18 protein-coding genes are annotated in these 24,531 nt (G+C 56.7%); 9 read left to right on the top strand and 9 right to left on the bottom strand.

The features are described 5' to 3' along the window. The first annotated feature begins 18 nt into the window (after positions 1-18). From polA to ACYVHC_RS16865, 3 genes are all read left to right on the top strand, one after another. Positions 19-2,907, top strand: coding sequence for a DNA polymerase I (gene polA / locus ACYVHC_RS16875; protein WP_460614962.1), 2,889 nt, complete (start codon positions 19-21; stop codon positions 2,905-2,907). Positions 2,908-2,973: 66 nt separating this feature from the next. Next, positions 2,974-3,393, top strand: coding sequence for a DoxX family protein (locus tag ACYVHC_RS16870; RefSeq protein WP_460614961.1), 420 nt, complete (start codon positions 2,974-2,976; stop codon positions 3,391-3,393). 69 nt (positions 3,394-3,462) lie between these two features. Next, positions 3,463-4,479, top strand: coding sequence for a YpdA family putative bacillithiol disulfide reductase (locus tag ACYVHC_RS16865; protein WP_460614960.1), 1,017 nt, complete (start codon positions 3,463-3,465; stop codon positions 4,477-4,479). 72 nt (positions 4,480-4,551) lie between these two features. On the opposite strand, the gene ACYVHC_RS16860 is transcribed toward ACYVHC_RS16865, so the two are convergent. The 3 genes from ACYVHC_RS16860 to ACYVHC_RS16850 all read right to left on the bottom strand — a co-directional run bounded on the left by ACYVHC_RS16860 (position 4,552) and on the right by ACYVHC_RS16850 (position 8,292). Beyond that, positions 4,552-5,997 (bottom strand): SGNH/GDSL hydrolase family protein, encoded by a 1,446-nt coding sequence (locus ACYVHC_RS16860; RefSeq protein WP_460614959.1) that lies wholly within the window; start codon positions 5,995-5,997, stop codon positions 4,552-4,554. Positions 5,998-6,018: 21 nt separating this feature from the next. Beyond that, on the bottom strand, positions 6,019-7,266 hold the full coding sequence (locus tag ACYVHC_RS16855; RefSeq protein WP_460614958.1) for an OmpP1/FadL family transporter: 1,248 nt from the start codon (positions 7,264-7,266) through the stop codon (positions 6,019-6,021). Positions 7,267-7,464: 198 nt separating this feature from the next. Beyond that, positions 7,465-8,292: a cyanophycinase gene (locus tag ACYVHC_RS16850; RefSeq protein ID WP_460614957.1), complete on the bottom strand. Its 828-nt coding sequence runs from the start codon at positions 8,290-8,292 to the stop codon at positions 7,465-7,467. A 272-nt stretch (positions 8,293-8,564) separates the two neighbouring features. Between ACYVHC_RS16850 and mgtE the strand changes: the two genes are divergently transcribed. Next, positions 8,565-9,950, top strand: a complete 1,386-nt coding sequence (gene mgtE / locus ACYVHC_RS16845) for a magnesium transporter (RefSeq protein ID WP_460614956.1) — start codon at positions 8,565-8,567, stop codon at positions 9,948-9,950. A 54-nt stretch (positions 9,951-10,004) separates the two neighbouring features. Here mgtE and arfB read toward each other — a convergent pair whose 3' ends face one another. Together arfB and ACYVHC_RS16835 are read right to left on the bottom strand one after the other, a co-directional pair. Continuing rightward, positions 10,005-10,412: an aminoacyl-tRNA hydrolase gene (arfB, locus tag ACYVHC_RS16840; RefSeq protein ID WP_460614955.1), complete on the bottom strand. Its 408-nt coding sequence runs from the start codon at positions 10,410-10,412 to the stop codon at positions 10,005-10,007. Between the two features lie 70 nt (positions 10,413-10,482). Further along, positions 10,483-10,929, bottom strand: coding sequence for a hypothetical protein (locus ACYVHC_RS16835; RefSeq protein WP_460614954.1), 447 nt, complete (start codon positions 10,927-10,929; stop codon positions 10,483-10,485). Positions 10,930-11,028: 99 nt separating this feature from the next. Here ACYVHC_RS16835 and ACYVHC_RS16830 point away from each other — a divergent pair, with 99 nt between their 5' ends. Continuing rightward, positions 11,029-13,086, top strand: coding sequence for a M13 family metallopeptidase (locus ACYVHC_RS16830; protein WP_460614953.1), 2,058 nt, complete (start codon positions 11,029-11,031; stop codon positions 13,084-13,086). Positions 13,087-13,401: 315 nt separating this feature from the next. Then, positions 13,402-14,103, top strand: coding sequence for a head GIN domain-containing protein (locus ACYVHC_RS16825; RefSeq protein ID WP_460614952.1), 702 nt, complete (start codon positions 13,402-13,404; stop codon positions 14,101-14,103). 105 nt (positions 14,104-14,208) lie between these two features. Here ACYVHC_RS16825 and ACYVHC_RS16820 read toward each other — a convergent pair whose 3' ends face one another. Next, complete coding sequence (locus ACYVHC_RS16820; RefSeq protein WP_460614951.1) at positions 14,209-17,106, bottom strand: PA14 domain-containing protein; 2,898 nt, start codon at positions 17,104-17,106, stop codon at positions 14,209-14,211. 410 nt (positions 17,107-17,516) lie between these two features. After that, positions 17,517-18,047 (bottom strand): hypothetical protein, encoded by a 531-nt coding sequence (locus ACYVHC_RS16815; RefSeq protein WP_460614950.1) that lies wholly within the window; start codon positions 18,045-18,047, stop codon positions 17,517-17,519. 207 nt (positions 18,048-18,254) lie between these two features. Between ACYVHC_RS16815 and ACYVHC_RS16810 the strand changes: the two genes are divergently transcribed. Next, on the top strand, positions 18,255-19,202 hold the full coding sequence (locus ACYVHC_RS16810; RefSeq protein ID WP_460614949.1) for a 3-oxoacyl-ACP synthase III family protein: 948 nt from the start codon (positions 18,255-18,257) through the stop codon (positions 19,200-19,202). 122 nt (positions 19,203-19,324) lie between these two features. Here ACYVHC_RS16810 and ACYVHC_RS16805 read toward each other — a convergent pair whose 3' ends face one another. Both ACYVHC_RS16805 and ACYVHC_RS16800 read right to left on the bottom strand, forming a co-directional pair. After that, entirely contained in the window at positions 19,325-21,442 is a 2,118-nt protein-coding gene (locus ACYVHC_RS16805; protein ID WP_460614948.1) for a matrixin family metalloprotease, read from the bottom strand. 182 nt (positions 21,443-21,624) lie between these two features. Next, positions 21,625-22,539, bottom strand: a complete 915-nt coding sequence (locus ACYVHC_RS16800) for a DUF72 domain-containing protein (protein WP_460614947.1) — start codon at positions 22,537-22,539, stop codon at positions 21,625-21,627. A 380-nt stretch (positions 22,540-22,919) separates the two neighbouring features. Between ACYVHC_RS16800 and ACYVHC_RS16795 the strand changes: the two genes are divergently transcribed. Next, positions 22,920-23,738, top strand: a complete 819-nt coding sequence (locus ACYVHC_RS16795) for a septal ring lytic transglycosylase RlpA family protein (protein ID WP_460614946.1) — start codon at positions 22,920-22,922, stop codon at positions 23,736-23,738. A 169-nt stretch (positions 23,739-23,907) separates the two neighbouring features. Further along, positions 23,908-24,507: a hypothetical protein gene (locus ACYVHC_RS16790; RefSeq protein ID WP_460614945.1), complete on the top strand. Its 600-nt coding sequence runs from the start codon at positions 23,908-23,910 to the stop codon at positions 24,505-24,507. Positions 24,508-24,531: the final 24 nt, after the last annotated feature.

Genomic DNA, 24,531 nt, shown 5'->3' with positions numbered 1-24,531 from the left:
CCGTACCTTCGCCCTCCTATGACTCCTGACGCCTCCGCCGCTAACCAGCCCCACAAGCTTTTCCTACTCGACGCCTTCGCCCTGATTTACCGCGCGCACTTTGCCTTCAGCAAAAACCCGCGCGTGAACTCCAAAGGACTGAATACGGGGGCCATCTTGGGCTTCACGAACACCCTGGTAGAAGTGTTGCTGAAGGAAAAGCCGACCCACATTGGCGTAGCCTTCGATGCCCAGAAAAAAACCTTCCGCCACGAGCAGTTTGCCGAGTACAAAGCCCAGCGCCAGGCTATGCCCGAGGATATTGGGCTAGCCATTCCCTACATCAAGAAAATCATCAAGGCCTTCAACATCCCAATTCTGATGGTGAATGGCTTTGAGGCCGATGACGTAATTGGCACCTTGGCCCAGCGCGCTGAAAAACAAGGCTTTGGCGAGGTGTTTATGATGACACCCGACAAAGATTACTGCCAGCTCGTGACGGACTGCATCAAGATTTACCGGCCCGCTTTTATGGGCAATGCGGCGGAGGTACTGGATGTGAAGCACGTGCTGGAGCGCTTCGAGATTGAGCGCGTGGAGCAGGTAATTGACATTCTGGGGTTGCAGGGCGACGCCTCCGACAACATTCCGGGCATTCCGGGCATCGGCGAAAAAACCGCCAAGAAGCTGGTGCAAGAGTTTGGCTCCGTTGAAAACCTGATTGCCAACGTAGATAAGCTCAAAGGCAAGCAGCAGGAAAACGTGCGCAACTTCGCTGAGCAGGGCCTGCTAAGCAAAGAACTGGCAACTATTCACCTCGACGTCCCGATTGAGTTTGAGGCCGACAAATTGGTGCTGGAAGAGCCCAACGCCGAAGAACTGCGCCAACTGTTTGATGAGCTGGAGTTCCGGCAATTGGCGGCTCGGGTGCTGGGCGGGGGTAGCGCGGCCGGTACCAGCGCTGCCCCAACCCCTAGGGGTGCCCGCCGGCCTAAGGTCACGGAAGGCCAGGGCAGCCTGTTCGGGTCTTCGGCCGATGCGGCCGTGGCTATTGCCACCGAGGAAGGCGAAACCGGCAGCTTTGGCGCTCCCTCGGGCCCACGCCGCACCCTGCAGGATGTTCCGCACAACTATCACCTCATCGATACGCCCGAGCTGCGCCAGTCTTTACTAGGGTTCCTGTTGCAGCAAACCGAGGTCAGCTTCGATACCGAAACTACTGGCCTCGATACCATGACGGCGCGCCTTGTAGGTCTGTCGTTTTGCTGGCTGCCCGGCGAGGCGTATTACGTGCCCGTCCCGACCGATGACCAGGAAGCTGCGCAGGCGTTGGTAGATGAGTTCCGGCCCTTCTTCGATGCCGAGCATATTCTCAAAATCGGCCAGAACATCAAGTACGACCTGACCATACTGAAGCACTACGGCGTGCAGATGCGCGGCCAGCTCTTCGACACTATGCTGGCCCACTACCTGCTAGAGCCCGACATGCGCCACAACATGGATGTGCTGGCCGAAACCTACCTGCACTACACGCCCGTCAGCATCACGGAGCTCATCGGCCCCAAAGGCAAAAAGCAGAAAACCATGGCAGATCTGCCACCGGCCGAAGTATCAGACTACGCCTGCGAAGATGCCGACGTGACCTTGCAGCTCAAGCACGTATTCGAGCCCTTACTCAAGGAAGTAGGCTTGCTGAATCTGCTGAACGAGGTAGAAAATCCGCTCGTGCCGGTGCTAGCCGACATTGAGTATGAGGGTGTGAAGATTGACTCCGGCGCCATGGGCGAATATTCAGCCGAGTTGCAGGGCTACATCCAGGAAATGGAGAAGCAGATTTTTGCCGAAGCCGGCCAGGAATTCAACATTGGCTCGCCGAAGCAGCTCGGTGAGGTGTTGTTTGATAAAATGGGCCTAGGCGGCGGCAAAATCAAGAAAACCAAAACGGGCCAGTACGCTACCGGCGAGGAAATTTTGAGCCAGCTGGCCGCCGATGCGCCCATTGCCAGTCTCATTCTGGAGCACCGCCAGCTAACCAAGCTGCGCTCTACCTACGTGGAGGCGCTGCCCCAGCTGGTGTGCGAGTTGGATGGCCGCGTGCACACCAGCTTCAACCAGGCCGTAACCGCCACGGGCCGCCTGAGCTCCACCAACCCCAACCTCCAAAATATCCCCATCAGGACAGAAAAAGGCCGCGAAATTCGCAAGGCGTTTGTACCCCGCGATGATAAGCACGTGCTGCTGGCCGCCGACTACTCACAGGTGGAGCTGCGCATTATGGCCGACTTCTCGGGCGACAAAACCATGATTGAAGCCTTCCGCCAGGGCCTCGACATCCATACCAGCACCGCCAGCAAAGTATTCAAAGTGCCCCTCGATCAGGTGGACAGCGAAATGCGCCGCAAGGCCAAAACGGTCAACTTCGGTATCATCTACGGCATTTCAGCCTTTGGCTTGGCCCAGCGCATCGGCATCTCGCGCAAGGAAGCCACCGAAATCATCGACACGTATTTCGAGGAGTTCTACTCGGTGAAGAAGTTCATGGACGACAGCATCAACAAAGCGCGCGAGCTGGAATACGCCGAAACGCTACTAGGGCGCCGCCGCTACCTCCGCGACATCAACTCGCGCAATGCTACCCTGCGCGGCTACACCGAGCGCAACGCCATCAACGCGCCCATACAAGGCACCGCCGCCGACATCATCAAGAAGGCCATGATCAACATCCACGACTGGCTGATTGAAGAGAAACTGGGCACCAAGATGATTCTGCAGGTGCACGACGAACTGGTGTTTGATGCCGTGCAGGAAGAAGTGGAGTTCATCACGCCCAAAATCAAGGAGCTGATGACTACGGCCCTGCTCCTGCCCCACGGTGTGCCCTTGGAGGTAGAAGTAGGCACGGGCCGCAACTGGCTGCAAGCACACTAACCTGGGTATCCGGTCCGGCCGGGGGGCCGTATACCCCACGGCTGGGCCTTTCCCAGTGCCCTTTGTATGTTAGAAAATACGCACACTACTACCTTACAAAACATTGCTCGTGGCCTGCTAGGCACCTTTATGGTCGTTGCCGGCACCGGACACCTCACGTTTGCCCGCCAGGAGTTTCAGGCTCAGGTACCCGACTTTATTCCGCTGGATAAAGACAGTATCGTTTTGGCTTCAGGAGTAGTGGAAATTGGATTGGGACTGGCTTTGCTAACCTTAAAAGGGCGAAACCGAATACGTATGGGCTTAGGGCTAGCAGCATTTTATGCAGCTGTATTTCCGGGCAACGTTCACCAGTACACGCACCACATTTCCGCTTTCGGCCTGGATACGGATGCGAAGCGGCTAGGTCGGTTATTTTTCCAACCCGTGCTGATGGGCTGGGCGCTCTGGTCCACAGGAGCCCTTCGCGCGCTAAAACGCCGGTAACATCGGAACAGAAGCCTGGCTACAGCAACAGAGTTTAAACTCTCATGCCTCTCGTCGGTAGTATAGCATATGACAACAAATTCTCGCTTCGACGTAGTTGTAATCGGGGCCGGGCCGGTAGGGCTGGCGTGTGCCATTGAGGTGCAGCGGCGCGGGCTTACGGCTTGCGTAGTAGATAAGGGTGCCCTCGTGAACTCCATTATTGGTTACCCTACCAATATGGAGTTTTTCTCGACGCCAGAGCTGCTGGAAATTGGGGGGCACCCCTTCCCCACCAGCCACTACAAGCCCTTGCGCGAAGATGGCCTCGACTATTACCGCCGCGTGGCCTTTGCCGAGAACTTACACCTGCGCCTCTATGAGCGGGTACTAGGCCTCGAAGGCGACCCAAGCCGTTACGAGGTAGTGACGGAGAAAGGCCGCATCAGCTGCCGCTTCGTGGTGGTGGCCACGGGCTTTTACGATGTGCCGAACTACCTGCAGGTGCCCGGCGAAGACCTGCCCCACGTCAGCCATTATTACAAAGAGCCGTATGCACACACTGGGCAACGGGTAGTAGTAATTGGCGCTAAGAACTCCTCTGCCAAAGCCGCACTCCAGCTGCTGCGCGCCGGCGCCGATGTCACGATGGTCATTCGGGGCGAGGACATCAGCCAGTCGGTGAAGTACTGGATTCGGCCCGACCTAGTAAACCGTATTAAGGAAGGCCGCATCAAGGCGCTTTTCAATACCACAGTGCAGCGCATCACGCCCGAAACCATAGAGCTGCAAACTCCGGAAGGCCCCTTGGCGCTACCCGCTAGCTACGTGTACGCCCTCACCGGCTACCACCCCGACTTCCGCTTCCTAACGGCCCTAGGCATCACGTGCCAAACCGATGCCGCCCAAACCCCTACCCACGATGCCGACACGCTGGAAACCAACCTACCCGGCGTGTACCTGGCCGGCACGGTATGCGGCGGCCTGAACACCAGCCGCTGGTTTATAGAGAATGGGCGCTACCACGCCCAGGTAATTGCGGCCCGGCTGGCCGGCGAGCCTTCTCCAGAGCTGCCCGAAGTGTTGCAGCCAGTTCAGCTTTCCTAACGAAATTATAAGCAAAAGAAAAGCCCTCTCCTACTTGCAGGAGAGGGCTTTTGCATACTAATAACCCTAGTACTACTGCGGGAAGTCGACGCCGCGGTAATCGTTCGGGTTTACCTGAGGAACACCAGCGTTGTATTTGGTATTGATGGCCTTAATCATTTCGTTGGCGATAATGGCGTAGCCACGAGGCGTGGGGTGCACACCATCCAGCGAGAACAAGTTGCCGCTGATAAAGCCAGCAGTGTTGTTTACGCCGTTCGTAAATATACCAGACGTTGCTACGCGCGTGAAGAAGCTGTTGGCATCAAAAACTGCCAAGCCTTTTGCAGTCGCAGTGCTCGTGATAACCGTATTCAGCGCGTTGGTGCGGCTGGTCACGGCAGCTACTTCCGTAGCATCCAGCACCAGAGAGCTTGGCAACGCATTGGAGAGGTTAGCTAAGGCACCAGCAACAGGAGCCGGAGCATCTGGAATTACCAGACCAATACCGTTAGGGAATGGGCTGGTTGCCGATGGCGTATTGATAACCGAGCGAGCCGTTAGCACCAGCAGGTCATTGGCAGTAGCTTCCCGCTTAACGGGAGCGGCAGCGGTGCCAGTGGTAACGTACAGGCCAAAGCGGGTGCCGGGAGGCAGAGGGCTACCTTCTGGCAGACCTAAGGCGGCCACTATAGTAGGCACCAAGGCTGGCGGAATAGGAGTAGCTCTTACTTGGGCAATAACGGCAGCCGTAGGTACAGTAGTAAAGTAAGGTACGTTGGTTACGCTCGGAATGGTAGCTACTACTCCTTTGGCGCCATTAGCCGTCAAAGCATCTACTACCTGATTGTATTTGGCAGTAAAATCAGCAACGGAAGTCAGCGGTGCACCGGTGCCGCCGGAAGTGGCGTAACCTAGTACATCGTTGTTACCCAGCCAGTTGCTGAAGAAGGTGGGCTTTAACGTGCTTACACGCTCCTGTACATACTGCAGGTATGAAGCTGGTGAGGTGCCCAACAGGCGCTCGAAGTAAGGGTTGAAGCCAACAGGGTTATCCAGACCGTAACCGGCCGTGGTAACATCGGCCACCCGGATGCCGGGTACGCCCAGGTTTTGGTTATCGGTGCCCGTGTACTTAGCTAGTAGGGGCGTTTTGCCATCGGCACCAAGACCTACAACGGCATTGGGGGCTACACTACCAATCTGAGGGTTGCCGTTGCTATCAAAGCCGGTCAGCCGCAAATAGCCGCTGCCGTTGCTCTGTGCTGCCGTGAAGAGAGGCTGGACGAAATTGCCACCGCCTACCTTCTGGAACTGCATGGCCAGAATAGCCGGATACGACTTTTGCTGTCCTTCCAGATATAAGCCATTGTCAGAGAAGCCGGCCGTAAGGGAGTTACCTACGGCAATGTAGGTAGCGAAATTAGCCGTGCCGCTGCTGGGCTTGAAATCGTCTTCTAAATCAGGCTGGCAGGCAGTAAAGCCCAGCCCGAGCAGTGCAGCGAAGGGCGAAAATTTGCGAAACAGGGAAGTATTCATGGGTCAGAGAGCGAGTCGCAATTAGAAAGCGTAGGTCAGGCCGATGCCCGGAATAACGATGTTGGTTTTGTAGGTGCCGGCTACACGGTCAGTAGTGTTATTGTTCACTAGCTGCTCCTGCGTTTCGGTCCGCTTCCGGATACCCACATACTGCACCGACAAGTCGACGCCAAATTTGCCGAAGGCGTAGGTAGCACCGGCCGTGCCGCTGAGGCGGTCGTTATCGGGCGTTTCGGGCGTTACAAAACCGTCTCTCACCGGCGTCTCGTCGTAGGCGCCACCGGCACGCACGGTCAGGCCCTCGGTGAGTTTGTACTGGCCGCCGAGGCGGAAGGTCAGAGCATCTTCGTAGTTGCGCTTCGACTCACTGAATGTAGCGCCATTGATTTGCTGGTCGAAATCAAAGCGCAGAGAACGGTACTCGCTCCAATGGGCCAAGTTCACGTCAAAGCCAATGGTCAGCTTATCGTTAGGCATGATGCCAATACCCACGCTGGTAGTAGCAATCAGGGGGAGCGTAGCACCAAACTTGGTAGCCTGGAAACGTGAGGTGAACGTGGCCGGAATGCCGGAGAACGTTACGTCGCCGTCTTTTACCTGCGCGTCAATTTTCGAGCGGTAGTTGATGCCCAGGGTAAACTTCTCGGATGGCTTAAAGAACAGGCCGGCGTTGAAGCCCAGCTTGGTTTCGGCTTTACCATCCAGCTCAATGTGCCCGTAGGAATCAGGCAATGGAATATCGCGCTGCAGGTTTACGGCTCCGTATGCCAACACTACTAGGCCGGCGCCCACGCTCAACTGGTCAGTAATAGCGTAGCTCACGGTGGGCTGCACAAAAATCGACTTCAGATCGATGTCCGTGAGAGCCGTACGGCCTTCCCAGCCCTCAGCGTACTGCAGCTGGCTACCGAAAGGCGTGTATACAGCAATACCAGCGCGGAATTTACCTTCCGTAGGGCCAAAGCCAGCATACACGTTGAAGGGAGTAGTTACGGTGTTGCGCAACTCCCGCTGCTGGCTGCCGCCTTCGGCCACAAACGCGCTGCGGGCCATCGTAGCATTCACCCCTATCTGCACGCCGCGGTCCTTTACCATAGCCAATGCGCCGGGGTTATAGAACATGGCCGCCTGATCCAGCGACAAGCCTACACCTACACCGCCCATGCCATTATTCTTCTGGCCCGAGAGGGTTACCTGATAGCCACCCGCCGAAGCCGCTGTTACCGAGAGCAGCGCCCCTCCCGTGAGGAGTAGATATTTTAAATTCATACGGAGAAAGAGATGAGTGAGAATTGAGGGTTATAGGCCTAAATGTAGGGAGAAAAATGAAGGTTTAGTCGGCTTGCCGACTAAGTTTATTATTTGTTTTTTCGCGCCTATGGCCACTTTTTGCAAGTACTAGGTCTGTTTGGGCACCAAACCTAGCACCTACACACCTTGCTTTTTCATTGGGCTGGCAGTAAGTAATTACTCACGGCTAGCCAGCACCTCACGCGAAGCTAGGTTCAGGTGCTGACCCGCTACCAGCAGGTGCACCCGCAGATCCTGCCCGCTTACGGGCTCGCCCTTTCCTACTTTTCCGAGATTACTACCCCTTAAATGGTGTCCATCTACCACCATCACTACCCCATCGCCAAACACCTCGGCCTCCTGGCCGCCTCGTACAATTATACCGGTTTCTTCGGCCAGCCCGATGCCCAGGCACATAGGATGGGCTAGCAGCGCATGGGCTAATCGCCCGAACCGCCCGCGCTCAATAAAGTGCTGATCAATAAGCAGGCGCGGCAGCAGCCCCAAGCCCGATTCGGTACGGATGCCGCCTTTGCGCAGAGCGCGCCATCCGTAGCCATCTACCAGCATGTATTCCGTGAGGGCAGCGGCGCCAGCACTAGTGCCCGCCACTATAAAGCTGGGCTCCGTGTAATAGCGCTCATGCAGTACCCGCAGAAACTCGGTACCCCGCAATACCTCTGTAATAAGCTCTTGGTCGCCGCCGGAAAAGAACACGAGGCCGGCCCGGCGCAGGCGGCGCAGCGTGGCGGGCGCATCAGCGGGGTGGTGCTCACTGATGGGCAAGTGGTGGGCGGCCGTGCAGCCTAGCTCGCGCAGTGCTTTCTCATAGGCTGCGGCCGTGGCCTGCGAATCGCGCGGTGATGCTACCGTCAGAATTTCAACTGGGGTGCCGGGGCTGGGCAGCATGTCGCAGAGCAACGCCAGTAGGTTATCATCATCGCCTCCACCAAGGGCAATGAGAGTACCTAGGGGCAGGGCAGCAGACGGCGACGACTGGGACATAGAGCAGAGACAAGGACAGATCGGGCCAAAAGTAGCAGATAGGCCGGGTATGGAACTGCCTGCCGCGAAGTAAGGTTACGGCGGAGCTTGCAAACGCAACCGCTCCGGTAGTTACCCATCATGGCTTCCGGCGCTGGTGACCCCTAGTAACCGGCCCGGATAAATATATTGCACAGGCCACTTATCGGACCGAAAAGAGGTACTTTTGCGCGCCGGTTCGGCATGTCTCACCAACTCCCTTCTGCCTAGCGAAAAACCTCCTCTTGCCGTACATGAATCAGCACCCCACTACCGACCATATTACGTCCCTGATTCAGGAGGGCGAGTTTTTCAAACTCAAGGAAGTGCTCAAGCGCTTTGAGCCCAATGAGGTAGTAGAACTGATTGAACAGGAAGAAGAGCGCGAGCAGCTGATTATTTTCCGGCTGCTGCCGCTGAGTTTGGCCACCGAGGTGTTTGAGTACCTCGACCTCGACATTCAGAAGCACTTTCTGGCCAACCTCTCGCAGGATAAAATTGCCGACATCCTGAACGAGATGTCGCCCGACGACCGGACGGCGCTGCTCGAGTTTCTGCCCGATGAGCTGGTGCGGGAGCTGATCCAGACGCTGTCGGAGCCGGAGCGCAAAGTGACGCTGGAGCTGCTGGGCTACCCCGAGTACTCGGTGGGCCGCCTGATGACGCCCGACTACATTGCCATCCGGGAAAGCTGGACGGTGCAGCAGGTGCTTGATTACATCCGGCGGCACGGGGGCCAGTCGGAAACCCTGAGTGTGCTGTACGTAACCGATGAGCGTGGCGTGCTGATTGACGATATCCGGATTCGGGAGCTGTTGCTGGCTGACCCACAAAAGCGCGTGGGCGACATGATGGACCGCCGCTTTGTGGAGCTGAACATCATGCAGGACCAGGAGGAGGCCATTGAGGTGTTCCGGCGCAACGACCGGGTAGCGCTGCCCGTGGTAAACGACGAGGGCGTGCTGTTCGGCATCGTGACCATTGACGACATCCTGGATATTCGGGAAGAAGAGGATACCGAAGACATACAGAAGCTGGGTGGCTCGGCGGCATTGGATGAGCCGTATCTGGCCACGTCTATCTGGGGCATGGTGAAGAAGCGGGCCGGCTGGCTCGTGATTCTGCTGCTGGGCGAGATGCTGACTACCTCAGCCATGCACCACTTCGAGGACGATTTACAGAAGGCGGCCGTGCTAGGCTTGTTTATTCCGCTGATTATCTCGGCGGGTGGCAACGCCGGCTCGCAGGCTACTTCCCTTATCATCCGGGCCATGAGCTTGGGCGAGTTTCAAATAGCTGACTGGTGGCTGGTAATGCGCCGGGAGCTACTCTCGGGTTTGCTGTTAGGTTTGATTCTGGGGGTAGTAGGCTCGTTGCGCATTGTGCTGTGGGCCACCGTTATCGACCCCGGCTACTTCGGGCAGTACTGGCAGCTGATTTCCATCACGGTCGGCTTCTCGCTGCTAGGCATTGTGCTGTGGGGAGCCTTGGCTGGGGCTATGCTGCCCATGCTGCTTAAGCGCCTGGGCCTTGACCCCGCCACTGCTTCGGCGCCGTTCGTTGCCACGCTGGTAGACGTAACGGGCCTGATTATTTACTTCTCGGTGGCCACGTTCGTGCTCAGCGGCACGCTGTTGTAAGCGTAGCCCAGAACCTAACGTACTACCCCTGTTATTCGGGCCAACCGCTTCAAGCTAAAAATCGAGCTTGCCGCGGTTGGCCTTTTTTTCGCCGTGCTTTTTCTTGGACTCCAGGCGCTGGCGCACGGCGCCTTTGCTGGGCTTAGTGGCTTTGCGGGCCTTGGGCTTGTGCAGGGCTTTCTGGAGCGTTTCATGAAATTTGCGGAGTGCCGTTTCCTTGTTGCGCAGCTGGCTCCGGTCTTCCTGCGCTGAAATCAGCAACTCGCCTTCCGTGGTCAGGCGTGAGGCCAACTTTTGCAGTAGTGTTTGCTTTTGCTCCTCAGTAAGCAGCTCCGATTCCGGAATGCGAAAGCGCAACTCTACTCTTGACTCTACTTTGTTTACGTTTTGGCCGCCGGGTCCACTGCTGCGGCTGGTTTGGAAAATGAGTTCGGGCAGAAACGCGTCGGCGGGAGGTAGCATGAGGCAGAAAACGGAATACAGGTTGGGAGGAGGTTTGGGCCGAGCGGAGGGGTAGTAGCGGACGGGCCGCTCAAGAGCCCACAAACTTCAGCATTTTCCAGAGCAGCCACCCCAGCCAGCCGGCCCGAATCGTCCAAGCCACGGTGCGGGCCCAGTTGGTGCGCACTAGCCCATCAATGGCCACATAGTCGTAGCCCTGCGCCAAGCGGTTATGGAAAGGCACGGAGATGAAAAAAGTGGCCGCCCACACAAAGAGCACCAACGCTAGCTGCCACCACCGGACCAAGCCCAGCTCATGCCCCTGCCAGGCCAAGGCGCACGCCAGCAACAATTCCAGCACCATGGGGCCCATCACTACCCACCCAATACGGGTGGAGTGCTGCTGATGAAACTCCGGAAATGTGTCGGGGTTAGCCTGGGCAAAGCCGGGGTAATGCACCAGCTGCACCGTCCAGATTACGCCGGTTAAGTACACCGTTACCAGAAAGTTAAGGAGAGTAAGTTGGGGCAAATCCATAGGCAGGCAACGAGGACAGCAGAATAGCTGTCTTTGTGCCTACGTGAAATACCTGGTTCGCGCTACATTCGCCTGCTTATCTGTTTTCCCACTTCCTTCATGCACTTCTTCCCTTCTCTGCGACCCTGGCTGCTGGCAGCCTCTGTTCTGGGCCTTTTTCTAGGCAGCTGCAACTCCGGCGGCAAGTCCGGCGCGGCGCAGCCCGACCTGATTCAGGCCAACCTCGATACCACCGTGCACCCCGGCGACGACTTTTACCGGTACGCCAACGGCACGTGGTTTAGCCAGCACCCCATTCCGGCTTCTGAAAGCAACTGGGGCATCGACAAAGAGGTACAGAATGAAGTGTATGACCGGCTGCGTAAGCTGAACGAAGACGCCGCCCGGGCCAATGCCGCAGCTGGCTCGGTGCAGCAGAAAATTGGGGATTTCTGGGCCACCGGCATGGACTCTGTAGCCCTTGCCAAGCAGGGAGCCGCGCCCCTAAAGCCGGAGCTGGACCGGATTGCGGCTATGCAGTCAGTGGCCGATGTGCAGGCTGAAATTGCACGCCTCAAACCGCTGGGCGTGAATGCGCTCTTTGGCAGCTACATCGGGCAAGACGCCAAGAACAGCGACAAGATGGCCCTGCAGCTGTATCAGGCTGGCTTGGGCCTCCCAAACCGCGACTACTACTTCAACAAAGACGCCCGCACCAGCAACATCCGCAAAGAATACAGCCTGCATTTGGCTAAGATGTTTGGGTTGCTAGGCCAGGATGCGGCCACAGCCCAGGCCAACGCGGCCCGCGTGGTGCAGCTGGAAACCAAGCTAGCCGCTGCCTCGCGCAAACTCGAAGCCCTGCGCGACCCCTACGCCAACTACAACAAAATGACCGTGGCGGGCCTCGATAAGCTCACGCCCGGCCTCAACTGGAAAACGTGGCTAGGGCAGCTTGATCTAGCTAAGGTAGATACCGTGATTGTAGGCCAGCCGGAATTTTACCGCGAAGCAGGCCGCCTGCTGCAAACCGCTCCGCTTGCCGACTGGAAAGCCTACTTGCAGTGGCACCTCGTGAATGCCTATGCCGGCACGCTCAGCCCAGCTTTTGATGAGCAGAACTTCTACTTCTACGGCACTATTCTGCAGGGCGCCAAGCAGCAGCGGCCCCGCTGGAAACGCGTGCTCGATGCCGAGGAAAACGCCATGGGCGAAGTGCTAGGTCAGCTTTTCGTGAAAGAGTACTTCCCGCCCGCTACCAAAGAGCGCTATGAGAAGCTAACTGAAAATGTAGTAGCCTCTTTCCGCGAGCATATTCAGAAGCTGGACTGGATGAGCGATTCTACCAAGCAGAAAGCCCTCGTGAAGCTGGGCAAAATCACGCGCAAGGTGGGCTACCCCGAGAAATGGAAAGACTACTCCTCGTTGAAGGTTGACCGCAGCTCCTACGCCCAAAACGTGATGCGCGCCAACGAGTGGGCCTACCGGTACAACTTAAGCAAACTGGGTAAGCCTGTAAACCGCCAGGAGTGGGAAATGACGCCCCAAACCTACAACGCCTACTACAACCCCAGCAACAACGAAATTGTACTGCCAGCGGCCATATTCGCCATTCCGGGCCTCGTTGATGCCAACGCCGATGACGCTATCATTTATGGGTACGCGGGCGCCAGCACCATTGGGCACGAGCTTACGCACGGCTTTGATGACGAGGGCAGCCAGTTTGATGACCGCGGTAACCTGCGCAACTGGTGGACCAAGAAAGACCGCCAACTGTTCCAACAGCGCGTAAATGGCATTGTGCGTCAGTTCAATGGCTACACCGTGCTCGACTCCTTGCACATCAACGGCAAAGCCACCGCTGGTGAAAACATAGCCGACCTAGGCGGCATCGTCATTGCCCTTGATGCGTTTAAGAAAACAGAGCAGTACAAGAAGGGCGAGAAAATCGGCGGCCTTACGCCTACGCAGCGTTACTTCCTGGGCTACGCGCTGGGCTGGCAGGTGCACCAGCGCGATGAGCGCCTAGCCCAAGCCATCCTAACCGACGTGCACTCGCCGGCGCAGTACCGTATCAACGGCCCCTTCGCCGATGTGCCGGAGTTTTACGAGGCCTTCAAGGTGAAGCCCGGTAACAAGCTTTACTTGCCTGATTCGGCCCGCGTGAAAATTTGGTAACACCTAGCGTGCACTAGGTAGCTCAGCCTCTTAAAGCCTCGGCCCCATGGCAATGGTTTCTCGCGAAACTGTTGACATGGGGCCGATTGGCAGTGGCAGCATCCTGGGTAGTTACTAGGCATCAGGAGTTCTCGGACCCTAGGTCTGCTGTTGCCTGCAACTGCTTTACGCACAGTATTAAGAGTTTGCGCACCGACTATTTAGTTCTGATTATATAGACGCCGAACAATTGTTTTGTGCAAACGGGCAACCCTTGGCGGGCGTGCTCCATCTTATACGCTGACATCCACCTTTAATGTGCTCAGTATCATGAAAATGCTTCGTTTACTTGTACCCGGCTTGCTGCTGGCCGTACTACTGTTGTCGGCCTTTCGGGTGGCTGATACGCGCGAAACGCGCTCCGTAGGCGCTTTCACTTCTGTGGGGTTGGGCGGCTCGATGAAGGTAGTGCTGCGCCAGGGCAGCCCGCAGAAAGTGGAAGTAGTAGGCAACTCCGAGGACCTGGCCCACCTCGAAACGAAAGTCACCAACGGCCAGCTGCACATCAATACTAAAAAGGAAGGCTACTTCAACTCGTACCGCTACAAAGACAATGTTACGGTGTTCGTGACGATGCCCACCATTAAAGCGCTAGGCGTAAGCGGCTCGGGCACCATCAAGGCAGCGGACCCCATTAAAGCCAACAACTTGGACCTGGCGGTGAGTGGCTCGGGCGGTATTGAGCTTACCAGCGTAACGGCCGATAAAATCAGTTCGTCGCTTTCGGGTTCGGGTACCATTGCGGCATCGGGGGCAGCGCCATCGCATGATATTAGCGTGAGCGGCTCGGGCGGCGTGCAAGCTCGCAATCTGAAAAGCAAAACCTGCAGCGTAAGCATTAGCGGCTCCGGTGATTGCCGGGTACAGGCTACCGACCGGCTGGAAGCCAGCATTGTAGGCTCCGGTGATGTGTACGTAACCGGCCACCCCCAAATCAAAAGCTCCGTGGTAGGCAGTGGCCGCGTTCATCAGCAATAGCTACAGTTTTTACCGAAGCTGTAGTAAACCCAAAGCCCCGGCTGCCATGGCAGTCGGGGCTTTGGGTTGTTTAGGACCCTAGGCAAGTGGCCGGCCCTCGAGAGGCTAGCGGCGTATTTCCAGGCGCTGTGTTACGATGCCTTTGCTTGAAGCCAGCCGCACCATATACACGCCCGGGGCCAGCTGGCCGGGTCGCAAGGTGTGCTCGGTACTGCTGCTGGCCGGCAGTTTCTGGGCGTAAACCACGCGGCCCGTCAGGTCCAGCACCTGCAGTTCCGCAGCCTCGGCCGTGGGCTGCTCCAACCGAATGGTGCAGGCGCCATCGGGGGTTGGGTTGGGGAAAAGGGCTAGGCGCATACCCGCGTTGGCTGCTCCTTCCTTCCGGACAGATACTACTTCCGAGAAGCGCGCACTGCCATCCAGATCAACCTGGCGCAGGCGGTAGTAGCTCAGACCGGCAAACGGCGTGCGGTCAAGGAAGGAGTACACCTGCTGGCGCTGCGAGTTACCAGCCGCCGCTACCTCCCCTACCGGCTCAAACACCTGGCCGTTCACGGAGCGCTCAACCACAAAGGCGGCACTGTTTACTTCCTGGGCAGTTTCCCACCGAATGGCTACCCCAGCCGCCTCGGCCTGTGCTCCAAAGCGCGTGAGCGTAACTGGTAGAGGCGCATTGGAGGTGGAGGTACACAGTCGGCCCGCCGGCACCACCTGCCGTGCAATGCCTGCCGCCGTGTTCGAGTATTCAAGCCGCAGCACATTCAGCCCGCCGTCATCACCATACACTATCAGAACATCGTGTAGGCCCGCCGTAAGGGTTACGGTTTTAGACACTGTTTCTTGCAAGTGCTGACCGCCATTGTCGATAAATGCGTTGCCGGCAGTAGGATTGTTAGCAATTGCAAAATTGTCGAGCCACATATACGAGGCGTCGTCTGAAGTCAGGTAGAACGTGTAGGTGCCATCAACCGGTATAGAAATGCGGCCTCGGAAACGCACCGTGAAGTCGTCGGGGCTTCCTTCCGTTGAAGTGCTGGTGGCAATTCCCGTCAGGTCTCCCCAGCTACCATCGTTCGTGTAATTGAGGGCCTGCGTAAGCCGGGTCTGGACGGGTGCTGGATTATTGTTAAAGAAATTGAGCTTATCGAAATACCCTTGAAAAAACTCGGCATATAACCCCGACGAGGCGCGGCCGCCGCCGGCATCAAGCCCGCGGCATTCCAGCGGTGCTACGGCTACCACCTGCACCGAATATACCTGGGCAAACACGGCAGTTCCACCACCATTGCGGGCGGCCACATCAATAGAGTAGGTTCCTTCCGGCACGGTAGTGCCAATAGTCAGGCGGCCGTTATCAGGGTTGATGGTAATGCCGGCGGGCAAAGCAGCCGCGTTGGCAATGGTATACTGTACCACTTCCGATGCGCTGGTAGTAGTAGGCAAACCTGAGTTGACGGCCCGGCCTACTGGCATGCGCAAGGTGTTGGGGACGTACGTCAGGGCTGAAGCTAGGGCCTGTAACGGCTGGGTAGAGCTACAGAAAACACTGGTGGGCACTACCTGCCGCGCAATGTTCAGGCCGGGGCTGGCATACTCCAGCACTAGCTGGTTGTTTACCTCCAAATCGCCGTAGAGAAAGGCGATGTTGTGCAGGCCGGCGCTGAGCTTTAGCGTAACACTTCTCTCTTCGGGCAAGTGCAAGCCACCGTTATTGATGACGGCTTCATTTAGCTTTAGTACGGGCTCAAGGGCGGCGTTGTCTAGCCACATGTAGGCTGCGTCATCGGCCGTGAGGTAGAAGGTATAGGTGCCGGTAGCCGCCAGGTAAATGCTTCCGCGTAGGCGTACACTAAAGTTTTCGGGATTGGCTTGGGTGCCCTCAGCCACCGGCAGTAGGTTGCCAAAACTATCATCTTCTGAAAAGTTTAGCTGCACTTCGGTGCGGATGATACCGGGGGTTTTACCCGTAAAGAAAGCCGGATTATCGGCATAGTAGCCAGCGAAATACTCGGCGTATAATCCGGCGGCTGTGGGCTCTCCGCCGGGGTTCAGGCCGCCACAGCCGCTAGGGAGTGGGGTAGTTACCTGAAAGCGGAACGCGTTGCGGAAGGTGCTGGTGCCCACAGCATTGGTCACGGCCACATCAATATTGTATTGTCCCTGCGGTACGGTAGCGGTAGCGCTGATCACGCCAGAAGTAGCATTGATGCTGATACCCGCGGGTAGCGTGGCGGCATTGGCCAACGCATAACCCGTAACGGCTGAACTTCCATTCTGGACGGTAGGGGCAGCTGAAGTGCCGGTACCTCCGCTTGGGAAAGCGCGCTCCAACGGGCTGTAGGTAATGGCGCGCGGCGTAAGCGGAGCCGATACCTGTGCGGTGCAGAACGCGGCCGATGGAATTACCTGCCTGCTGATGCCGGGCCCGGAGTACTCCCACACCAGCACATTGTCGCAGCAGTCGTCGCCGTACAGCACCAGTACATTGTGGCGGCCGGCCGTGAGCGTAATCGTTCTTTCTCTGGTTTGGCTGGTATGGTTTCCGCCATTGTCAATTAGGGCCGTGCTAAGAGTAGGCGGTAGCAACAGCGCCTCGCCATCCAACCAAATATATGCGGCGTCGTCGGAGGTGAGGTAGAAGGTGTATTCGCCGGTAGTAGGAATCAGCACGCTGCCCCGCATGCGGAGGCTATAGCTGTCGGCGTCCGTTGCCGAGCCCAACGACACCGCTAGCAGATTGCCGAAACTGGCCGCATCCGGGAAGTTCACCTGAGATTCAATCCGGGTGATACCAGCGGGGTTGCGGTTATCGGAGAAAAACCCCAGGTCATCATTAAAATATCCGGTGAAGTACTCAGCGTACAGGCCCGTAGCAGCAGGCTGCCCACTAGGGTCATTGCCGGTACACGCCTGCGCTGAAGCCGACGAAACCTGAAGCAGAAGTATCCCAAACAACACGAAACCCAACCAAACCAATTTACTTGTAGAGGAGCAGTTTTTCATGCTGTCGAGATTTATTGTAATTAAGACACTATGCACTACGTACTAAAGGTAAAATAATACATACAAATTGCAACATTCTGTTTTTATATTGTATTAATAATATTATATCACTTTCACTATTCTAATATTATTTCCTTTAGTCCCACCGGTTAACATATTATAACAACCTGACCTTCAATTATTCATATATATTACTATGAACAAAATTTTGTAATTAGTTGAGCTCATAGTACTTCTGATGCTAGTTGAAGTCAACTGTTCAAGACCCCACCCGATTATCAAAACTAAGGACAATATCAACTCCAACTATTTGATATTTAGACATATAAGCCAACCAGCCCGCAGCCGTCAGAGCAATGCTCTGACGGCTGCGGGCTGGTTGGCTTATACAAATTGAGAGCTGCTGAGCGCTACCAGTCGAACAGGCCTCGCCGGGGTGCTTCCTTCGATTTCCTTTTTTCTTTTTTCTTGTCTTTTCCGTCCCCAAACAAGCCATTCAATAGGCCCGTGTTCTTTTCTTTTACTAGGATGTAGCGTACCGACAAGGCCGTCGGAAAGCGGGCCCAATCGTCGGAGTTGAACTCAACTGTTGGCTTAAAATCAAGGCTCAGCACGATTGGCGTAAACGCTACTTTGTACTCTACCCCTGCTAGGGCATCGAGGCCGCCAAAGCCGCCCGTGTCTTTGTTGTTGCCTACATGGCCACCCGCCCCGAAATAGTAGTTGAGGCTAGGCCCCAGAATACCGAAGTGACGCTCAGCTAACACCGTGGCACTCACTTCTCTGGAGCCTACCAGGGCCAACCCTTCCAGAGTGGTTTTCTCGAAGATCTTCTGCTGAATGGTGAGCCCGTAGTTGTTTTTGCTGAGGCGCAGGCCAGCAGCAGTGCGGTATTTTTGTGCGTGCGCATCGGAGGGTGCCAGCAGGGCAGCGGTCAGCATTCCGATGACCGAGAGCCCTCCTGCACGGAGTATCTGTGAGAACATCATAATCTTTTAAGAGCGGCTTTGAACCTGAGCAGCAGCTACGCGTTCAACGAACAGTACGGATGCAAAGTACGGGCCCGGTTCGGAAAAGCCGTCAACTTGCCACCCAACGGTGTACCTTGCCACCGTTTTCGCTTTGCTCCTAATTCCTCTTTCACGCCCGTGTACATTCATCAGGTGGCGGCTTATCTGCCCGCCGAAATCATTCATAACGAACACTTCACCCGTCTGAACGGACTTTCTCACGAGTGGATTACGGAGCGTACTGGCATACAGGCGCGCCGCAAGGCTGGCCCCGGCGAAAACACCAATACCATGGCTCTGGAAGCAACGCGCCGGGTTATGGCCCAGACGGAAGCCTTCCTGCCCGCTGAAGTTGATTTGATTGTAGGTGGCACCTACACTCCCCACGACACCATTTATACGGTAGCGCACGCGGTGCAGCGCGAGCTGAACGTATCGGATATTCCGGTGGTCAGCATTTCGTCGGCCTGCTCTTCCTTGCTGAATGCGGTAGAAATTGTGGAAGGCTATTTTGCCTTGGGCAAAGCCAGCCGGGCCCTGGTAGTGGTAAGCGAGCATAACACAGCCTACAATAATGAGCACGACACTATAGCCGGCCACTTGTGGGGCGATGGGGCCTCGGCGCTGCTTATTTCCAAAGAGCGACTAGCTCCCACTGACCTGCATATACGCTCGGTGCTTACCGGCGGCGCCGGCAACATAGGCAAAGCCGACATTGCCGTGACGCTGAAGCCCGTGGAAAAAGGCATTGTAATGCCGCATGGCAAGGATGTATTTCTGCACGCCTGCACTTACATGACGCGGGTAACTCAGCAGATTCTGGAGCGCAATGGCCTTTCCGTGGCCGACGTAACGTACCTGATACCGCACCAGGCCAATTTGCGCATTACCAAGAACGTGTTGCAGCAGCTAGGCCTCTCCGAAGACAAAGGCATATCCAACATCGAGCAGCTGGGCAACACGGGTTGCGCCGGCGCAGCCATTGCCCTAGGCGAAACCTGGAACCAACTGGAACCCGGCAACAAAATTATCGTGACGGTATTTGGCGGCGGTTACTCGTATGGCGCCATGCTGCTGGAGCGCTAACTCCAAACGGTTTATGCCCCAAGCCGAGGTAGCAGCATTTGCTAGGCCTCTATGTAACGCAAACCGCCCCGCTCGTCCGCCATCAGGCAATGCGAGCGGGGCGGTTTGCGTTACATAGAGGCCTAGTCCAGACGAATGAAGGGGGTAGTGCCTTTGGCGCCGTTGGAATCGGTCCAGCGCACTAGGTAGTAACCAGGGCGCAAGTCGGGCGGAGTCACGACCAACCGGTTAAGGCCCAGTTGATAATCGAGCAGGGAACCGCCCAGGTACCGCCCCACCGCATCATAAAAGCGCACCGTGAGCGAGCCATTGGCCGTTCCCAGGTACTGCAACCCCAGCGGCCCGCCTTCACCCGTGACGGGGTTCGGGAATATCTGGAGCGTATTTACGGCGGTGGCATCGTCGGTGACGCCTACTGGCGGGCTGGTATCGAGGCTGTTATCGGGCCGGCGCACTCGCACACGGTAGTAAAGCAACCCGGTGGGCGCTTGTGCATCCTGGAAGCGGTATTGGCCGGTGCCGTTTCCGGCGGCCACGGTGCCTAGCGTTTGCCACCCCCTAGTTGTATCGGCGGGGGCGCGCTCTACCACAAACTCGGTTACAAAGCACTCGTCGCGGGTGGCCCATTGTACCGTTACGCCCAAGCCAGCGGCAAAAATGGCGTTCTGGCTTATTAACGGGGCAGGTAACATGGCGGGCTCACCACAAATCGGGATGTTGAAGCCGCGGGTGCGGAGCACGTAGCGGCCGCCCGCTATATCACTTATGGCCGCTAGCTCCCGGCTTCGTTGGCCGCGGGCTATGGCGTAGTGCATTACGGCGGTGGGCAAAATCAAGTGGGCAAGCTGCTGGGCATGGCCTAGCTCGTGCACCGCCACCGACTCGAAGTCTATCTGATTAACGCTGGGGTTAGCAGGCCCGTACTGCCAATTCACGTCATCGTCGAACTGCATGTCCAGCTCCTGTACATAAAACGATACGTTGCCGTTTGGCAGGTAGCAGCCCAGGTAGTAGCTAGTAGTGCGGCCCAGCACGCCCGCCGGCAACTCGCTACTGCCATCGAACCCAACAGCATTCTGCTCATCTTCGTCGGCGCCGCTCTGGGTGCGGGTGGGGCCTACTTCCCAGTTGATGCCCGTTTGGCAACGCCAGCTTGCAAGGGCCCGCTGCCACGAGGCAGTTGCGGCTGCATTGGAAGCAAAGCTTGGATCGAAGCGGAACGTGATACCGCCCGAGCTGTTTTGGTTACGGTGCCCCGGCACGCCGCGCTGCTTGGTGTTGGTATCCTCTACGTTGGCAGCCGCATAAATTACCGTGATGGGCAGCGGGCTTATGCCCTGCACCTGCTCGGAGGTAGATACGCGCACGGGCCCAGTGCCGGCTGGGTTGCCGGTGGCACTATGCGAAGGTACGCGCACCTGAATGCGGGTAGCGCTCCAGCTAACGTAATCATCTTCGTTGGCCTTGGTATAGCTGGCACCGCCGTCATCGGCATTCCGAAACTCCACGTAGCCCGTGCCGCGGGTAGCGCCAAAGCCGGTGCCCGAGATAGTAAGCACTGCACCCGTTCCGGCCGGCAGGCTCAACGGCGACAAGCCCGTAATTACGGGTGCCAACCCGCGAGCCGCTACAGGTGCCGCCTGGCGGGCCAAGGCCTGCTGCAATGCTTGGTTGGGGGCAATTTCCCGCGGAGCGGCCGCTGCTACTTTCTGGTAGAAAGCCGCATTCAATTGCTCATAGCGCCGAAAAGGATCGGTAGCCGTGGCCGTGCTCAGGTCATACTGCACAAAGCCTTGCTGGCTGGCATACACGGCCCAGTCAGAAGTGCTGCTCAAGCCTTTGAAAGCCGCTTTCTCGAGAAAGAAGACACCTTGCTGCCCCAGTGAAAGGGAAAGCGTATTAGTTAGCTGCTGGCGTTCCAGGCCTACGGTGCCGCCTTCCGTTAGCACAGTTAGCGTGGCGGGCGCTAGGCCTTTGAGTTGCTTAAACACCCGCAGCTGATGGCGGGTAAAAATTCGCCCACTTGGCGCTCTAAAACTCTGGGCGGTAACTACCTCAGCCTCTACAATGAGTGCGGCGCGGGCTGCGCGCACGGCGGGGTCAATGGGCAGCAACAGGCAGTGGGTTTCCGGAGCAGCAGCCAGTAGCGGGCTGGCAGGGTCACTAGATTGCGCCTGACCACGAGGTGAGGCCAACAGGCACAACGCCACAGCTGACAGCAGGCGGGGTATAAATTTCATAGAATAGAAACGGTCCGTGGGCTTTTAGTAAGGTACTGGTTTTGGCTACCGAAAGATTGGGAGGCCCCGTATTTTTTACTTGGCTTGCTTGCGGCCACCGGTTTCTGTGGCCGCAACCCAGCACACAGTTCGAGAGCCTATAAGGCCTAGTAACTTACTAGGCTGCCCCTACGCTCAAACCATTAAAACAAGCTCCCCTGTACTGGTTGCGGAATTACGCGCGGTGGCTGCACGGCCATGCCGGTAAGCTCGTGCAGGCGGCGCAGAAAGTGCTCAGCCCAAATAGGCGAGTGCATAATATCTTTCTGATGGATGAACACATAGGCCGTATGCAGCCCTGCTTCCAGCCACGCCGCAATGCGCGCCGCCCAATCATCAGCCCTCCGGAAGTCAGAGTCGATAAGGCTGTGGCCGTTCAGGCGCAGGAAGGCAACGGGCGTAGTCAGGCGCATGTGCAGCACGTCGCGGCGGCCGGCCACATCACTTAGCACGAGTGGCTTGCCTAGGGCCTCCAGCATGGCCGTTACGGAGGCAAGTAACTCCGGATCAGCAAACCAAGCCGGATGCCGCAGCTCTACGGCCAGCGGCACAAAGGCCGGAAAATCGAGCAGGTAGCGCTCCAGGCGGGGCAAGTGCTCCGGACCAAACGTAGGCGGCAGTTGCAGAAACGTGTGGCCCAGGGTTTCGCCCAGCCCCTCAATAGCTCGGCAGAAGCTGATGGTAAGGTCATCGGCGTTGTACAGGGCGCGGTCGTGGCTGATTACCTGGGGCAACTTGGGGCAAAACCGGAAGCTAGCGGGCACCGCCTCGCGCCAGCGTCGCACGGTAGTCGCGTCCGGAATGCGGTAGTGCGTGGTGTTCAGCTCAATGCTATTGAACTGCCGAGCGTAGTGATGAAGGTAGTCAGTTTCCCGGATGCCTTGCGGAAAATAGCTCCCTAGCCAAGCCTTATTGGTCCAGATGGGGCAGCCCACATACACGGTAGGAGGTGCGGGCTGCGCTGGCAGCGCGCGCGCCAGCAGACTGGGAGTTTCGGGGTGGTCCGGAGGAAGCCGAAAATTAACGTAGCGCAGGTCGGAAAGGCGGCCAAAATCCATAGCCGAAGGTACGGCAAAACCAGCTCCCGCCGTTACACTTCAACCAGAGCCTGAACCGTCTATCTGCTTACTGGTCTTAGCATATTTCCGGGACATTTGCAACCTGCCTGCCCGAGCTTCTAATTCAAAAATGACAAAATTTTATTAGCCGCCGATTGTCTTATTTCTGCATGTCCCTACAACATGTATAAAAAGAGTACAAAAGTCGTCTTAACGAAACACAATCAGGCATTTTAGGCTCTTACGCCGGATTATTTAAATACAATAATTATAAAAAAAGGTCAATTATAGAGTAGTGGTAAGTCTGCATACGTACGTGGCAAAGGTTGTGGTTTGGCTAGCCCTTCTAGATTTGTCTGACTCACCAACCAGGAAAATGTATGAAGTTTGTTACACGACTACTTTTCTCGGGCTTGATGATGGCCACGCTCTTTGTGCTCCTGACGGCCTTCTCGGCTTCAGCCCGTACGCTGCGCGTAAGTGATGATGAAAAAGCCCCAGCCGGTGCCGCTAAAAAGGCAACCGTATTACGTGGCCGCGCCTCTTGGTACGGCCGCGAACACCAAGGATTGCGCACCAGCAGCGGCGAACGATTCGACCGGAACAAGTACACCTGCGCCCACAAGACCCTGCCCTTCGGCACTCGCCTGCGGGTTTCCAATCCTGAAACCGGTAAGTCGGTGGTAGTGCGGGTTTCTGACCGCGGGCCGTTCCGTCATCAGCGCATCCTCGACCTCTCGGAAGTTGCGGCCCGCCCTTTGGGCATCGTTACGCATGGCGCCGTGTCGGTGGTAGCCGAAGTGGTGAGCCCCGAAACGCCCCTTGGCCCTACGGATGCTCCCGAGAACCTAGCCGTGCTGGCTGAAGACTCAACAGTTGAGGTTGAACTCCACACCGATATACGCTCTGGCTCTACCGAGGCAGCCGATGTAGCCCTCACGGCTGAGCCTTCGGCAACTTATGTTATTCAGGCCGGTACTTTCGGCGACGTACGCAACGCTCAGGCCCTGATGGATAAGATTCAGAGCTCAGAGCCCAAGCTGCTCGTGACTAGCATTGCTACCGCTTCGCCCGAAGGTAAAGCCCTGAACCGTGTGGTAGTAGGGCGCTTTGCCACGCCCGCCGAAGCCGATGTAGTTCGCCAACGCCTAGCCCGGTTAGGTATTGCCGGCTTGGTTCGGCAGGGCGAAAACCTGTAGCAGATTCCTTTTACCTTACAAAAAGGCCGTTCCCGTTCCGGGAACGGCCTTTTTTGTTTCAAGCAGGGTATAACTCTTTATTGAATATTTATTCTATTCTATGCATAAATGGCATCTATTGGAGTTCGTTGATCATCTTTGACTCAACAATTCATTTATTCTTTTCTACATGTTAAAAACGTATTGCCTTCTGGCACTCGGCTTCACTGTATGTACTGCCAGCACGGCTCTGGGTCAAACCACAAAGGGCACCACGGTGCTAGGTCTGAGCGCTGGAAACATTAGCTACCAAAAAAATAACGGCTACCGTCAGATTAGCGCACAGCTTGCTCCTTCCATTGGTACGTTTGTGGCCGATAATGTAGCGCTGGGCATTGCCGTACCTGTTCGTTACTCCTCCATGAAGTCGCCGTATAATTTCGGCACCAGCCGAGGTCTGGAATTGGGTCTTTTGCCGTGGCTCCGTTACTACCTTCCTTCCAGCAGTAAACACCGGGTATTTGGTGAGTTAAGCGCAGGAGGAGTACTGGATAGCTATCGGACTGAGAGGGATGGCATCACTTTCAAAGGCAACGATGTTAGCCTGCTGGCCAGCCTGGGGGTAGGATACAGCTATTTTATCACGCCGAATGTGGGTCTGGAGGCATTGGCAAAATATGCTACCAACACAGGCAACTCAACCGTATTTGGCAAGGGCTACCTTGACATCAACCTGGGCTTCCGGGTGTACCTGCCGCAAGGCGGCGCTGCTTCGGTTCCGGCAGAGTAAGGGGGTAGGCCTCACTAGCTAACA

Source organism: Hymenobacter seoulensis, from assembly GCF_054780535.1.
This window is presented reverse-complemented; position numbering and strand designations above follow the sequence as displayed.